Raw genomic sequence first — 15,140 nt, forward strand, 5'->3', positions numbered from 1 at the left:
CTAGCATAAATAGCCGCGTTGTTTTGAACGGCGCTTGTAGCCTTTGTCCTGTCTCAATCATCGTATGCGAATGATTGTACTTTATACAAAAAACAGAACCCGGCTTACCGGTTAACTCCCTCTTTCCAAAATATTTGGGGTCAGAACATGTTCTGACCCCAAATATTTTGGACGTGCCAATAAAGGTGAGTTGACGTAGGTTATAAGTACTGATTTATATCCACGTCATCAATTTGTTCAGGTTTGAGGTATTTTTCCGCGTACTCTTTGTAAACGCCGCTGGTTAAGAACAGCTTAAACACATCGCCGTCGACATGATCGTCTTTGACCATAAACGATAGGATTTTTATTGATTCACTAATCGTTTTTGCCTTCTTGTATGGGCGGTCGCTCGCCGTTAGTGCTTCATAGATATCCGCGAGCACAAGCAGCCTTTCTGGCGTTGATAAGTCTTCTGCGGTGAGCTTTCTAGGATAGCCTGTCCCTTTTAGGGTTTCATGGTGTGTTGTTGCGTATTTAGGCACACGAGACAGCTCTTTTGGAAATGGCAGGCCTTCGAGCATTTTAATAGTGCTGATCATATGCTCGTTGATTTTAAACCTATCTTCGGTCGTTAATGTGCCTCTGGAAATGCTTAGGTTGTAGATTTCACCCAGATTATAAAGATGCTCTGGAATATCCATTTTAATCCCTAGCTTAGGATCAAGTTCCATAGGCGCTTGGCGCTCGATAATATGTTGCGGTTTGTTCGCTAACAATTTCTCTTCAGCAGGGAGATTAGTTTTTAGGTTTGGAAGATTTAATTCTTCGACTGGTGATAAACCCAAAGTATCGTCAAAGTGGCGCGTCCAAGTTTGTTCTGCTAGCGCTTCAATACGTTTGATTGCTTCTTCTTCCAAGAATTCACCACCAACATTGGTGTTTGCGATAAAGGCGAAGTCTTCTTGTAGCTGAACAAAGCGTTGCTCAAGCGATGCTTTAAGCTCGTCAGCTTTACTTGGATCTGCCTGCAACGCTTTGAGGTAATCTATTTCTGCATCTCTTCGCAGCACCTCAAATCGCATACGTACTTCATGAATACGGTTATAAATTGTTTCAAGCTTAGAGCCTTTATCAACAATGTGCTCAGGAATCGTTAATTTGCCGCAGTCATGCAGCCACGCTGCCGTATAGAATTCGCGATATTCATCTTCATTGGCAAATTTAAATTCTGCAAATGGCGCATCGTCGGACTTCTCTGCCGCACTTGCTAGCATTAATCCAAGTTCTGGCACGCGGCGACAATGGCCGGCAGTATAGGGTGATTTAGCATCGATTGCTTGTGCGACTTGTTGGATGATGCCATCCATCAGCTCCTTCAGTTCTTTTTCATATTGCTGAATAGAACCTGACATCCCATAGAGGGAATGCGCCAATTTATCTAATTCTAAAATACTAGTATCGACGACATTTACATCGTCATACTGTCTGTTTTTAATCTTATCTGTTTCTAACTCGAGCTTTTTAACCGGATTTACGATCGGGCGAGCAAGTAACCAAGAAATAGGCAGCGTAAACAATACACATAAAATGGTGACGCCCATCGATACCGTGACTTTTTTAATAATAGGTGCAAACACTTTCTCTGCAGGCACTATGATAGAAAAGAAGGTTTCTCCCGCTTCATCAATTGGTTCGATATAAACAAAGGTAGGGACATGATCGACCATGATGGTTTCAAGTTGATTATTGGTGCCGCCGGCTTCAGCGATATCGACCAAGAACTCATAAGGGACGACACCTGTTTTGAGTCCTTTCGAATCTTCATCATTTAAACTAAACCATTTATTGGCAAGAAACCTGCGCTGCCTATCGTCAATATGAGCAATCGCTTTATCGAGGATTTGTAAGAGCATGGCGTCTTCGTTTTCCTTAACGCTCATATACAAATTCGTTGAAACATCGAGTGGTTTCATATCGATACTACTGTGAAACTGTATATTTTTAACAAAATATTTTTCAACGTTATGCTCTAATACAACACCGACATCGATAGCGGCATCTACGTCGCCGTTTTCGACAGCTTCAATTACCGCATAAAGAGTGTCGTATTCATACAAATCCATGGTTGGGAAGTGATGTGTTAACGCTGGAATGATTGACCAACCATTTAATATAGCGACCCGCTTATTGGAAAGACTGTTGATTGACGTGTAAGTTTCTTCTTGCGGTTGGGTAATTATTGAAAAAGGGACATCAAGATAGCTTTTAGAGTAGTCACCATGATCCATTCCGCTACTTTGAAAAATCGACGTCAAAATATCTATTTTGTCATTTTGATATTGCCTGATGAGTTGCTTCCACGTGAATCCATTGACGAATTCAAACTGAATACCTGTCATTGCCCCGATTAGCTTAATAACATCAACGCTATAACCCTGTGGTACGCCCGAAATAGTATAATCAATCGGTGCCCAATCTAGCTCATTCGCAACTTGAACTTGCGGCAAAGAGCGAATGTAAGACTGTTCTTCCGCCGTTAGCGACATTGGGTTCACAGTAGGCAATCGAGTACTGTGATTGAACACTTGGTTGGAGGCATTGATATTACCGTTCTTTTGATAAACATAGATTTCTGATTCAAGCCGAGTCGAGTCAGATAAGTCCTGCTCTTGCAAATATGAAGCTAAGGTAAAAAGTGCAACATCGATGCCCAATACTGCGTCGTGATCTTTGAGCTTAATTGCGTAGCTTTGACCAGGTGATTGCAGATGTTCGAATAAGTAAGGGTCTGTTTGATAAACCGAATCCGTCGTTGCATTGGTAAACCACACTCTGCTTTGCGGATAAAATTCTGACTGCATTTCGCGTGTGGTTCGAACGTTAAATGACTCATCTACATAGGTAAATGTTTTGGTACGGTCCTCACCTTCACCGCGTACATCAACGATTACCCATCGATCTTTTGTCGAGGCGTTGTACTGCTTTCTAATACTTGGCGACGCGTTGAGGTTAACTAGTTGATGAAAAACGCCGTTTTGTTCAGACAAATGCAAACTGTAAAAAACATTTTGTACGTTTAGAATCTCAGCAAACACTTGGTCAATGTCTTTACTAATATCGTCATTGTCCAGAATTGGGGCATGTGCAGCCAATACCTTTAATGTATGAGCGCTGCGTTGCTCGAGATTAGTAAGAAAATTACTCGTATTTTGTGCGGTTAAATTAAATAGTGTTTGTGTTTGTTCGCTGGTAATCACACGAGAAAAGTAATATTGCGCCCCGATGGCTATTGCTGCGGTAATCGTGGTAGCAATAATAACGATGGTTACAACAGTAAATTTAATTGAAAACAAACGGTTGATGCGTCGCATGTTGATCCTAGAATGATTTTTATTGTTTGATTTTAGTATAAAAAACAATCTAACTGTAAACAAATGGTTAATTCAATTTTAGCGGCTTGTAATTAGACAAAAACGCTTTGAAATAATTTGTTGCGATTTGCTCGCTCGATTGTCACGACAAGTCACTGTATTACTGGTATATTTTATTGTGGGGGCATAACTCGCCCAGCAAATACAGCTATAGCTTCAATTTGTTGGGTCAAGGAAATAACAAGGAGAGCGAATGGATTTTTCTGATCCGGTAACAATATGGGTGACACTAGGCATTGTGCTAATGCTTGCTGAAATTGTGTTACCTGGCGGTATTGTTTTCTTCATTGGGCTAAGCGCACTGCTTACGGGTGGTGCATGGTTTGTTGGATTAGTGGACACCTGGGTATATTCTCTGGTGACATTTTTTATACTTACCATGGTGCTCATTTTAGCCTTTAGAAATGTGTCTCAGTCTTTATTTGGTGGTGACCAGCATATTGGTAATACGGATGAAGATCTTGATATTTATGGTAAAACGGCTACCGTCATAGAACCAATAGGCCCGGGCAAACAACCGGGTAGAATCGACTTTCAAGGCACACAGTGGCCAGCATTAAGTGATGGCAGTGAAATTCCTGCTGGCGCTAATGTCAAAATTATTTGTCACGAAAACATCTCGCTGTTAGTCGAATTAAAACAATAACAAGGAGGAAGCATGGTTGCTTTAACAATAGCCATTCTGGTTATTCTGTTTATTATTTATCAATTATTACTAGTGGTGCCAATGCGAGAAGTCGCAGTGGTAGAACGCTTAGGAAAATTTCGAGCGGTGTTACAACCGGGTTTTCATTTTTTAATTCCTTTTATCGATCGTGTGGCATACGCGCATGATACTAGAGAGCAAGTATTAGACGTGCCGCCACAAAGCTGTATTTCTAAAGACAATATTCAAATCGAAGTTGATGGCCTCGTTTATATTAAAGTGATGGATGGCCACAAAGCGAGTTACGGTATTGAAGACTACAGAATTGCAGCCGTTAACCTTGCTCAAACAACGATGAGAAGTGAAATAGGTAAACTTAATCTAGGCCAAACCTTTTCAGAACGAGAGCAACTTAACGAAGCGATTGTACGTGAAATCGATTTAGCTTCGAACCCTTGGGGGATTAAAGTGCTGCGTTATGAGATTAAAAACCTAACGCCGTCACAGCATGTTGTTAATACCCTAGAAAAACAAATGGAAGCAGAGCGCAGCAAGCGTGCTGAAATTACTTTAGCAACCGCTGAAAAAGAAGCGCGTATTAATTTGTCGGAAGGTGACAGACAAGAAGCTATCAACCTGTCAGAAGGCGAGAAACAAAAGCGTATTAATGAAGCAAAAGGTAAAGCGGAAGAAATATCGATTGTTGCTAATGCTAAGGCGCAAGGTATGTCTCGTATTACGCAAGCGGTTAATACTTCGGGCGGTATCGATGCGATGAATATGCAATTGATGGAACAATTTATCAAAGAAATGGGCAAAATTTTGGAAAGCTCAGAAGTGTCTGTTGTACCCACGGATTTAGCTAAACTAGAAGGCTTTTTCACTGGCGTCGAACAAGTGACACAATCTGTAAAAGGAGGTAAGTAATGCCAGCACCATCTGAATTATTTGTACTTGGCGTATGGGGCCTTATATTTCTTGTTTTCATCATTAAACTGTTTGCTTCCATTCGTTTGGTTCCGACAAAATCTGCTTATATTGTTGAGCGTTTAGGAAAGTATTACACGACACTGGATGCTGGTTTTCATGCCTTGATTCCTTTTATCGATAAAGTGGCCTATATCCATGACCTAAAAGAAGAGTCTATCGATGTGCCGCCGCAAGAGTGTTTCTCGCGTGATGAAGTAAACGTTACGGTGGATGGGGTTATATACATTTCCGTGATCGATCCAGTTAAAGCAAGCTATGGCATTGTCGACTACCGCTTTGCAGCAATGCAATTGGCGCAAACAACAACGCGCTCTGTCATCGGTACGCTAGATTTAGACAGAACCTTTGAAGAACGTGATCTCATAAGCGCTAAAGTTGTTGAAGTGCTTGATGCAGCAGGGGAGTCTTGGGGTATTCGTGTTCATCGATATGAAATCAAGAATTTAACACCGCCTTACACGGTAAAAAATGCGATGGAAATGCAAGTGAACGCTGAACGTGAACGTCGCGCTGTATTGGCTAAAAGTGAAGGTGACAAGCAAGCGAAGATTAACCGCAGTGAAGGTGTCAAAATGGAAGTTATTAATTTGTCTGAAGGTGAAATGCAAAAGCAAATTAATGAAGCAGAAGGTAAAGCGGAAGAAATCCTTACTATTGCGAACGCGACGGCGGAATCAATTGAAAAGCTTGCGTCGGTTATTAAGGAACCTGGTGGTGAAAACGCACTGCGTATGCAACTTGGTGAGCAGTACCTGCGTAATTTGCAGGGCCTAGACAAAGACAGCACACGTATCGTTCTGCCAAGCAATATGACCGATTTCCATCAATGGATGCGAAATATTGGCTTGGATGCTAAATAACTGGTTGCAAGGAAAGAAAACTTTCAGTAGCATCTCCAAAAAAAACATCCCCTCGCAAAAATACCTTTTCTGCGAGGGGATATCGAGAAATCGTTTTACAACTTAGGCGTTTATTACGCCTTTTTTAATGCGCCTTTATTCGTAAGAGCGCTCTAGCCATTGAATTTGAAGCTTAAGATCTTCAATTTCTTTATGTGCATTTGCAAGTTGCTCTGCAAGTGCATTTTCCGGCTGTTGTGATTTTTGCTGTGTATTCACAGACTGCGTTGGTGTATTGATTTCCATAACCTTACCTGTAAAATAACTGAAAGTCGTTATGTATTATTACAAAATAACTTTCATTTAGCTACGCCTTGCCTGCAAAAAACTCAGATAAATTTGTTAAAAAAATGCTAACGCATTGATTTTTATCATATTAAAAATTCTTGTTAATTTTGAAAGAAAAATACAGTTTTGCTAGGTTTCTATGGTGTTTCTAGCCACATACCTATTGTTTGGGTAACACTTTCAATTCTTCAGCCACCCAGGCTACTTTTACCTTTGATTACACATTAACCGCTTCAATGGGGTTGTGAAAAATAAAACAGACTTATCCAACTGCGGGGTTAAACCTGTTTTTAACAATAATTATTACAGATGATTTTGAATGGTATATTGTATATCATGAGGTGTAAGGGATATTCATTGGGAAAAACAGTGTTTAAAAAAGGGCTCATTATATTTTTGTTAGTGCTGCTACCGTTACTAGCGTTTAGCGAGGAAACGACACAGCATTCGCTGGGTGTTGCGCGTTATGGCGATCCACAATTTTTTCAGTCATTCGATGCGTATGGTAATCAGCAGTTTAATCCTTTTATCGACCTTGGCGCTTGGCATGGTTACTTGTTTCCAAAAGATAGCGAAAACTATGGAACATTTACCGGCCCTTACATCATTGCACAGGAATATGGTGTATTTATAGCAACAGCGCTAGAGCGACTAACGCTAACAAATTTAGCTAACAACGTTTCCTATAATTTCAGAGAAGCTACAGCCACATTTTCGCTTAACGACGGTGTGATGAAACAGCATTATCAATTTAATCAATTTGCCGTTCAATTGTCGCTGGTATTTAAAGATGAACGCAGCGCTCTTGTTGAAACTAAATTGATTAACACGTCGGATGCAGCGCTTGAACTTAAATTGCAGTGGCGAGGAAAACTAAACGACGATTTTTCACTGTCAAAACCTCTGTCTATCTCTCACCCCTCTTGGCAAGCAAAATTTAAAGCATTGCAGCAAGGCGTTGTGGTTGAATTTGGTGCGCTATCAGATAAGTGGAATATGCTGTTTGAGCAGGGCGCTCAATTTAAAATTACACGCAGTATCTCGGCTGAAACAACTATTTATGACAATGGGTATGTAGCCAGTATACGCCAGCATATTGCAGCTCATTCATCTGCAGTTATCATTACTTCTCATCAATACTTATTGAACCCATCTGAAAAACAGCGATTTGCGAAAGAAAATATTAGCCTCAATAGCACGCTATTTAATCAAGCATCAAAGCAGGCAAAGCATCGATGGCAGCACTATGCAAAGCAATTACCACAACCAAAAAACCAAACAGTTGCTCACCTTCAATCTAAGGCAATTACTACCTTAATTAACAATTGGCGCTCTCCAGCAGGAGCAATAAAACACGGTGGCGTGTCACCATCATACACGGCGCGTTGGTTTAATGGTTTTTGGGCTTGGGATAGTTGGAAGCATGCAGCTGCAATCGCGCAGTTTGATGTGCAGTTAGCGCAAGATTCAATTCAGAGTATGTTTGACTACCAAATATTAAGTAGTGATCCGTTGCGACCACAAGATGCAGGTATGGTTGTTGATGCCATTTTTTACAACAAAGATAGCGCTAGGCAGGGCCATGGTGGTAATTGGAATGAACGCAATACTAAACCGCCTCTTGCTACATGGGCGGTCTGGCATGTTTATCAGGTATCTAGAGACAAACAGTTTTTGGTTGAGATGCTGCCAAAATTAGAAGCATACCATCAATGGTGGTATCGCAATCGCGATCACAATCAAAATGGTTTAATCGAATACGGTGCAACTAAACATCGTTTTCACAACAATGACAAAGAAGCACTAATTTTTGTTGTTGAATTAAACGAAAGCGCTAACGATGAGCAAAAAGCGAAAACAAAAGAAAAGTGTCAGCAGAAGGCTGAAGGCAAATACCAGTGTCACGGAATAGAGCAATATCATCAGTTTAAAGAGCAAACCTTTGTTCAATCTATCGATATCCCAGCACAACATGGCGCCGGTTGGGAGTCGGGCATGGACAATGCAGCTCGATTTGGATTTATTTCGGCTCAACAGTTAGCTGCATACGCCGATGCTCACTACCAAGGTAATCTGGTTCGTGCTCGGCAAGACTGGTCTGTTGATTTTTTTGAAAATCGAAATCAGCAAGGCGACTTACTCGGCTATTCTATTAATCAAGAATCAGTTGAGCTCAATAGCTATCTTGCGCAAGAGAAGCAGTTGCTAGCAAAAATCGCGATACTGTTGGGACAAGAGCAAAAGGCATTGAATTACTCTAAACAGGCAAACGCCCTAGCAATACGAATTAATGCATGTTTTTATGATGAGGCTTCAGGTTTCTACTACGATTTACAAATTGATTCTAATCGACAAAAGGGCTGCGAGGGCAAGTTACTTGTGCATCGAGGTCGAGGACCTGAAGGTTGGAGTCCTCTTTTCGCCAATATTGCAGACAAAGAAAAAGCTAAACGGGTTATTGAGGTAATGCTTAACCCCAGTGAATTTTATGGCTTTGTTCCTTTTGCTACTGCTAGCCTGAGCAACCCTGCATACCATCCAGATATATATTGGCGGGGTCGGGTTTGGCTAGATCAATTTTATTTCGCGTTAGTAGCGCTGACTAACTATGGCTTTCATGAAGCTGCAAGTAACAGCTTTCAAAGGTTGCTAGCTAATGCACAAGGCTTAACCGACAGTCAGCCGATAAGAGAAAATTATCATCCTGAATCAGGAGTTATGCAGGGGGCGACAAATTTTAGTTGGAGTGCAGCACATTTATTGCTTACATTAAAGCTACTTGAACATTAGCATGATCTTAGTACTTGGTCGTTGGCGTATAAGTCAAACGTAGTAAATTACGCCTTGAAAACTAGGCTTGTGTTGTAACAGAGAAAATCAAAAAGTAGTGGTTATGGATATTAAAAATAAACGTATTTGGGTGACAGGGGCATCATCAGGTATTGGTGAAGCTGTAGCAAAAGAGTTAGCAGCGCAAGGAGCTAACTTAATTCTATCGGCAAGAAATGAAGCGCAGTTAGAAGCATTGCGTGCTTCATTACCTAACGCCGAAAGCCATATCGTTGTTGCCATTGACTTGAGTAAATCTGAAGACATTGCTGATATTGTTGCACCCGTGTTAAAAGACATTGGTCGTCTTGATGTACTTGTTAATAACGGTGGTATTTCTCAGCGAGGTTTAGCGCGAGATACCCTATTGGACGTTCAACGTCAGGTGATGGAAGTAAACTATTTTGGCACAGTAGCAATGACGCAAGCCGTATTGCCATCAATGTTAGAAAACGGCGGTGGTATGATCGTCACTGTCTCGTCAGTGGCTGGCAAAGTAGGTGGACAAAGCATGTCAGGATACAGCGCATCTAAGCATGCTATTTTAGGCTATATGAATTGTTTGCGCGCAGAAGAAGCGCTTAATGGTATTAAAGTGCTTAATATCTGTCCGGGGTTTGTACAAACCAATATTAGTGTCAATGCTATGCTCGCTGATGGCCAGCAGTATGGGAAAGTAGCGGGTTCTATTGCTAACGGTATTGATGTGCAAACTTGTGCGGTTAAGATGGTGAATGCCATCCGTCAGGAGAAAGATGAGGTCGTTATAGGAAAAGGCATCAGTTATTGGGCACCAACAATCTACCGTTTCTTCCCGGGGCTATTTAGACGACTTAGTTCTAGTAAGAATTTTAGAGAATAATCAAATGCCGCAATCGCGGCATTTTTTATTATTCAAAATTTGTTAAACTAGCGTCATCCAAACGCTTTCATAAAAAAATAATGAGCGAATCATTTTTGTACACAACATCATATCAACTGGATAAACCTTATTTTATTGAGTGTTTCGAAGAGTCAGCCGAAAAACCATTAAATGCGAAATCATTTACGAAAAGCTATGGTTTTTTAGCCGTCGCGTTCGCAGTGTTTGCGATGGCCGAAGTATCCGATTACTTGGCTTGGTTTTTTGTTGGTTTGGCTGCAGTAGAAGCGCTAAGTATTTATTATCAAAAGGCCTGGTGGGTAACCCGCCAAATGTGGTCTCGAGCAAGCCATGAAACAGTTTCAATTCAAATTGACGATACTGGTATTCAAAGCCAGACACGTCATTTAACGTCAACTATTGAGTGGCAACATATCACCGCAGTTGCTGAAAGTGACAGAGGGTTTGTGTTTAGCATAGAAAAAGGACGTTCATACTTGTCTAAAAGCTGTTTGACTGAAGAAGCTATCGCCTTTATTAAAGCCCAGATTAATGTCGACTAAAACTATTTTAAAAGACCCTCGCTTTTTATCTGCTTTTGTTTGTTGCTGGGCTATTCTGCTGTGGTTATCTCCGTTCACATGGACGGGTATTCTTTCCTACGCGCATTACAGTGGCCTGGGCGTATTGGGTGCTATTTTTGCAAACTCTACCGGCGCAGGTGGCGGAGTAATTTTTATCCCAGCCTTTAACCAGTTAAATTTTACAGAAGCACAGGCAATCGCAACTAGTTTTGGTATTCAATGCTTTGGTATGACTGCCGGTGGATTAACCTGGTGGTTGCACTACAAAAAAGAAAAAACATCGTTAAGGCTGTGGACTGGTTTTAAACGTATTATTGCCATAACGAGCGTGGCAAGTATTGTTGGGCTGTGGGCGGTCTACGCAAATGGTGTCGGTTCACCCGCTAGTTTGCACCAAAGTTTTAGCTGGTTCTCACTGATATTAGGTGCCTTTATTATCTTTAGTGTACTGATGCTAAAACCCGCTAGAGAACGCAGCCAAATTAACCAATTTGATTATCTGATGCTAGTAGTACTCGGGTTGATCGGGGGCGCATTAACGGCTTGGCTTTCGGTGGGTGTTGGTGAATTGCTCGCAATCTATCTGATATTGCGCCGCTTTGACGTTACTATGGCCGTTGCGGCTGCGGTTATTGTCTCCGTGTTTACAGTGTGGTCGGCTATCTGGCAACATACCTTAGTGGATTTTCAAGTCTATTGGCAGGTGGTGCTTTTTGCAGGTCCTGGTGCTGTGTTAGGTGGTATTTTTGCTAAAACATTAGTTAACTATTTATCAGCCACGCGTTTAAAGTTATTTTTTGCGTTTTGGCTGTTGGTTATCGGCGTAGTTGGCATTTAAACTTATTTAAATGAGAATTATTCTCAAAAACCTTGACAATATGTCGGTGCTTAATTAGGCTTGCCAACGTATAAAAACAAATTAATATTTGGACCTTAAATGCTTAAAAAACTATTGATTGCAGCGCTATTAATGCCTGCGCTGTTTGCGCAAGCAGCAGAAGAAGTAAACGTATATTCTTATCGTCAAGCCTACCTTGTTGAGCCATTGTTTGCTGAATTTACTAAACAAACTGGTATTAAAGTGAATGTCGTTTTTGCCAAGAAAGGTATGGCGGAAAGGCTAGAGCGTGAAGGTAAGCATAGTCCAGCAGATGTGCTTCTAACAACAGACATTAGCCGTTTAATTGAGCTACATGAAAAAGGCTTGTTGCAAGTCAACGAAGACGCAACAATTACGGCAGCTATTCCTGCGCAATACCGTTCAAATGACAACACATGGTTCGCGTTAACAACACGTGCTCGTAATATTTACTCTGCTAAAAAATTAGGCGACTTAACGCTTAATTATGAAGATCTAGCCGATCCTAAATGGGCAGGTCGTATTTGTACTCGCAGTGGTAAGCACCCTTATAATGTTGCGCTAGTATCTTCTATGATTGCGGCTCATGGCGAAGCAGACACGTTAACCTGGTTGAAAAAAGTTAAAGCAAATTTAGCGCGTAAGCCTCAAGGCAACGATCGTGGTCAGGTTCAGGCTATTTCACAAAACTTATGTGATTTATCGTTGGGCAATAGCTACTACTTTGGCAAAATGCTTAATGATGACAAACAAAAAGTATGGGCTGATGCCGTTAACATTAACTTCCCTAACCAAGAAAATCGTGGCACCCACGTGAATATTTCAGGTATGGGTATGGCTAAGTTCTCGCCTAACGCAGACAATGCAAAAGCGCTAATGACTTTCTTAGTATCAGAGCAAGCACAGCAAATGTATGCAGAAACAAATATGGAATACCCAGTGCGTATGGGCGTGAAAGTCTCTGATCTAGTTGCTTCTTGGGGTGATTTTAAAGCGGATACATTACCGCTTGAAACCATCGCTAAACATCGTAAAACAGCACTTAAACTATTAGACCAGGCTAAATTCGATCTGTGAAATTAGATTCAACTCGCTATAACATAGCCGTTTGGTTAATTGCACTGGCGCTTTTTGCGCCAGTGTTAGTTATGGTGGTTGAAGGTCTCTTTTCTTCGTCCGCACTATTGCCACATTTGTGGGATACAGTGCTACCAACCTACATAAAAAATACCCTGTTACTTGCTGTCTTGGTGGTGTTTTTCGCATTGCTCTTTGGCATTCCATCAGCATTGCTTATAAGTTTTACCAATATCAAAGGTAAAGGCATTCTGCGCTGGTTGCTGATGTTGCCGCTAGCAATGCCCGCTTATTTAATTGCCTATTTGTATACCGATTTATTCGATTACGCCGGCCCTGTTCAGCGCTATCTTCGCGCCTTTTTCGATTGGCAGTCTCCTGCTGATTATTACTTTTTCGATATTAGAACCATCACTGGTGCAAGTATAATGTTGGCACTCGTGTTGTACCCCTATATTTATCTTTTGGCTCGCACAGCCTTTGATAACCAAGATCAAAACCAGCTCAACGCGGCCAGAAACTTAGGGCTTAATGCAAAACAAGCCTTGTTAAAAGTTGCTGTACCTTTAGCTAGGCCTGCAATAGCTGTAGGGGTAACACTTGTTGCAATGGAAACACTTGCCGATTTTGCAACCGTGCAATATTTTGCAGTTAATACACTGACTACGGCAATTTATGATACTTGGCTTGGCTATGGCGACCTTGCTTCAGCAAATCTCATGGCTAGTGTTTTAATGATGTTAATTTTGACTGTGGTGGTATTGGAGCATAGAGCGCGAGCGCAGCAACGTCATCAATCCAATCGGGTGGCAAAGCAGTCGGCGCCAATTCAGCTCAGTTTAAAAGGCCAAATCTTTGCTAATCTATTTTGCTGGTTACTTGTTGGCGCAGGGTTTCTTTTACCTTTTGTCATGCTAATTGATATGAGTATTTCATACATTGAATATGCGCGATTTGAAACCATTAAGCAGGCGGCAATCAATAGCTTCCAATTGGCAGTCTACACAGCAACCGTTGCCGTTTTACTAGCGATCTTATTTGCCATCTACAAGCGTTTTAGCACCAGCAATGGCGCAAGGTTTCCGCTTCAGATTTCAAGCTTTGGCTACGCAATACCGGGTACAGTGTTAGCTATGGCGCTATTATCGACGCTTGGTCCAGCCGATAATTATCTTAATTACGCCATCGCCGCGCTAGGTTTTGAGGAGCCAGGGCTGTTACTATCAGGTACTATGTTTGCATTAGTTTTTGCGCTTGTGGTTAGGTTTGCTGCAATAGCAAACGGCGCTCTAGAAAGTGGCATGGCTAAAATTCCACAAACATTAGATTTAGCGCCGTCGAGTTTAGGCGTATCGTTTAAATGCGCGGTTACACAAATACATTTACCCTTGTTAAAGCCGTCTATATTAGTTGCATGGCTTATGGTATTTGTAGAAGCTATGAAAGAGTTACCCGCAGTACTTGTATTGAGGCCTTTTAATTTTGATACGTTAAGCACCTACATATATCAATTGATCAGTGATGAGCAATTGGAGCAAGGTGCTATAGGTGCAGTATTTATTGTTGTCGTTGGGTTAATCCCGGTCATTTGGTTAAATAAAGAAAAGCAGTGATGAGTGATATTCTTGTAATTAATGAATTAACAGTTGAGTTACAGCAACAAACGATCATTGCTGACTTGTCTATGTCATTGCAGCAAGGGCAGATACTAGGCCTTGTCGGTCCAAGTGGATGCGGCAAAACAACACTACTTAATGCCATTGCAGGGTTTGTTGACCAGCAAAAGGGCGAGATTGTGCTTGATACCCATATTCGTATTAGCCAAAAAACACCTGTGCCGGCAGAAAAACGTCATGTTGGTATGATATTTCAGGACTATGCGCTGTTTCCTCACTTAACGGTGGAAAAGAACATCGCCTTTGGTATTCAAACCTTGCCGGCACAACAACAAGCTGATCGTATCGCCCGTTTGGTCGAATTGCTTTCACTTGTTGGCCAGGAGAAAAAATATCCTCACCAATTATCGGGTGGACAACAACAGAGAGTAGCTATAGCTCGTGCGTTGGCGACGCAACCTAAATTATTGCTGTTAGATGAACCGTTTTCGAACATCGATGCAAGATTGCGCAGTGAACTGATGGTTGAGATGAGGGCGTTGCTGAAAAAATTAAATATTAGCGCAATATTTGTCACCCACAACAAAGATGAAGTGTTCACCTTTGCAGACCAAATGGCAGTTATGGACAATGGTCAAATATTACAAATGGGTCCGCCAGCACAGTTAAGCAAACATCCAAACTCTTGGCTTGTGGCAGACTTTTTGCAATTGGGCAGTTGGTTACCTATTGATGTAAAAGGCAATGTTGCTGATTCAGTGTTAGGCCAATTACCTATTGACGAAAAAGACCAATTAAACGGCAAATATTCCTTATTATTAAAGCCTCAAGATGTTATGATCAGCGCCGATTCGCAAGCGAATATTGTGATCAAACATATTGGCGTAACAGAATATGGTTTCCACTATATTGCCGACAGTTTAGACCAAAACAACTCGCTCGCTTTCAAGCAATTAAGTTTTTACAGTGAAACGCAGTATCAATTGCATCAACAATTAACCGCGCAGGTAGCACTTCATAAGTTTGTCGTCTTTGCTTCATCTTAAAAGTTGTTTGAGTTGGGTTAAAACTGCTCAA

The 15,140-nt window shown here is 41.3% G+C and carries 12 protein-coding genes; 10 read left to right on the forward strand and 2 right to left on the reverse strand.

What is annotated here, in order from left to right; all coding sequences use genetic code 11:
* Window positions 1-200 precede the first annotated feature (200 nt).
* On the reverse strand, window positions 201-3,353 hold the full coding sequence (locus QUD85_RS02965) for an HD domain-containing phosphohydrolase (protein WP_093328007.1): 3,153 nt from the start codon (window positions 3,351-3,353) through the stop codon (window positions 201-203).
* 253 nt (window positions 3,354-3,606) lie between these two features.
* Between QUD85_RS02965 and QUD85_RS02970 the strand changes: the two genes are divergently transcribed.
* Genes QUD85_RS02970 through QUD85_RS02980 form a run of 3 tightly spaced genes read left to right on the forward strand, consistent with a single transcriptional unit; the run spans window position 3,607 to window position 5,909 of the window.
* Entirely contained in the window at window positions 3,607-4,059 is a 453-nt protein-coding gene (locus QUD85_RS02970) for an NfeD family protein (protein WP_093328006.1), read from the forward strand.
* Window positions 4,060-4,071: 12 nt separating this feature from the next.
* Complete coding sequence (locus QUD85_RS02975; RefSeq protein ID WP_093328005.1) at window positions 4,072-4,986, forward strand: SPFH domain-containing protein; 915 nt, start codon at window positions 4,072-4,074, stop codon at window positions 4,984-4,986.
* Window positions 4,986-5,909 (forward strand): SPFH domain-containing protein, encoded by a 924-nt coding sequence (locus tag QUD85_RS02980; RefSeq protein WP_093328003.1) that lies wholly within the window; start codon window positions 4,986-4,988, stop codon window positions 5,907-5,909. The genes QUD85_RS02975 and QUD85_RS02980 overlap by 1 nt, the downstream gene beginning before the upstream one ends.
* Window positions 5,910-6,044: 135 nt before the next feature.
* Here the strand turns inward: QUD85_RS02980 and QUD85_RS02985 are convergent, their stop codons facing one another.
* The gene (locus tag QUD85_RS02985; RefSeq protein WP_177168834.1) at window positions 6,045-6,194 is read right to left on the reverse strand and encodes a hypothetical protein; all 150 of its coding nucleotides are present in this window, start codon (window positions 6,192-6,194) and stop codon (window positions 6,045-6,047) included.
* A gap of 411 nt (window positions 6,195-6,605) precedes the next feature.
* On the opposite strand from QUD85_RS02985, the gene ygjK reads away from it, so the two are divergent.
* The 7 genes from ygjK (at window position 6,606) to QUD85_RS03020 (ending at window position 15,109) form a co-directional block, all read left to right on the forward strand.
* On the forward strand, window positions 6,606-9,026 hold the full coding sequence (gene ygjK / locus QUD85_RS02990; protein WP_245732059.1) for an alpha-glucosidase: 2,421 nt from the start codon (window positions 6,606-6,608) through the stop codon (window positions 9,024-9,026).
* 103 nt (window positions 9,027-9,129) lie between these two features.
* Entirely contained in the window at window positions 9,130-9,927 is a 798-nt protein-coding gene (locus QUD85_RS02995; RefSeq protein ID WP_093328002.1) for an SDR family oxidoreductase, read from the forward strand.
* Window positions 9,928-10,007: 80 nt separating this feature from the next.
* The gene (locus QUD85_RS03000) at window positions 10,008-10,490 is read left to right on the forward strand and encodes a YcxB family protein (RefSeq protein WP_093328000.1); all 483 of its coding nucleotides are present in this window, start codon (window positions 10,008-10,010) and stop codon (window positions 10,488-10,490) included.
* On the forward strand, window positions 10,480-11,349 hold the full coding sequence (locus QUD85_RS03005; RefSeq protein ID WP_093327999.1) for a sulfite exporter TauE/SafE family protein: 870 nt from the start codon (window positions 10,480-10,482) through the stop codon (window positions 11,347-11,349). The genes QUD85_RS03000 and QUD85_RS03005 overlap by 11 nt, the downstream gene beginning before the upstream one ends.
* 99 nt (window positions 11,350-11,448) lie before the next feature.
* Window positions 11,449-12,447: a Fe(3+) ABC transporter substrate-binding protein gene (locus QUD85_RS03010; protein WP_093327998.1), complete on the forward strand. Its 999-nt coding sequence runs from the start codon at window positions 11,449-11,451 to the stop codon at window positions 12,445-12,447.
* Window positions 12,444-14,060 carry an ABC transporter permease gene (locus tag QUD85_RS03015; RefSeq protein WP_245732058.1) on the forward strand — a complete coding sequence of 539 codons (1,617 nt, stop codon included), beginning with the start codon at window positions 12,444-12,446 and terminating at the stop codon, window positions 14,058-14,060. The genes QUD85_RS03010 and QUD85_RS03015 overlap by 4 nt, the downstream gene beginning before the upstream one ends.
* Complete coding sequence (locus QUD85_RS03020) at window positions 14,060-15,109, forward strand: ABC transporter ATP-binding protein (protein ID WP_093327996.1); 1,050 nt, start codon at window positions 14,060-14,062, stop codon at window positions 15,107-15,109. The genes QUD85_RS03015 and QUD85_RS03020 overlap by 1 nt, the downstream gene beginning before the upstream one ends.
* Window positions 15,110-15,140 lie beyond the last annotated feature (31 nt).

The sequence above is a fragment of the Thalassotalea agarivorans genome, from assembly GCF_030295955.1.
GTDB lineage: Bacteria > Pseudomonadota > Gammaproteobacteria > Enterobacterales > Alteromonadaceae > Thalassotalea_D > Thalassotalea_D agarivorans.

Bases quoted from the DNA above. Each gene is read 5' to 3' on its own strand.
- QUD85_RS02965 (WP_093328007.1), bottom strand. From the start codon at position 3,353: ATGCGACGCATCAACCGTTTGTTTTCAATTAAATTTACTGTTGTAACC.
- QUD85_RS02970 (WP_093328006.1), top strand. From the start codon at position 3,607: ATGGATTTTTCTGATCCGGTAACAATATGGGTGACACTAGGCATTGTG.
- QUD85_RS02975 (WP_093328005.1), top strand. From the start codon at position 4,072: ATGGTTGCTTTAACAATAGCCATTCTGGTTATTCTGTTTATTATTTAT.
- QUD85_RS02980 (WP_093328003.1), top strand. From the start codon at position 4,986: ATGCCAGCACCATCTGAATTATTTGTACTTGGCGTATGGGGCCTTATA.
- QUD85_RS02985 (WP_177168834.1), bottom strand. From the start codon at position 6,194: ATGGAAATCAATACACCAACGCAGTCTGTGAATACACAGCAAAAATCA.
- QUD85_RS02995 (WP_093328002.1), top strand. From the start codon at position 9,130: ATGGATATTAAAAATAAACGTATTTGGGTGACAGGGGCATCATCAGGT.
- QUD85_RS03000 (WP_093328000.1), top strand. From the start codon at position 10,008: ATGAGCGAATCATTTTTGTACACAACATCATATCAACTGGATAAACCT.
- QUD85_RS03005 (WP_093327999.1), top strand. From the start codon at position 10,480: ATGTCGACTAAAACTATTTTAAAAGACCCTCGCTTTTTATCTGCTTTT.
- QUD85_RS03010 (WP_093327998.1), top strand. From the start codon at position 11,449: ATGCTTAAAAAACTATTGATTGCAGCGCTATTAATGCCTGCGCTGTTT.
- QUD85_RS03020 (WP_093327996.1), top strand. From the start codon at position 14,060: ATGAGTGATATTCTTGTAATTAATGAATTAACAGTTGAGTTACAGCAA.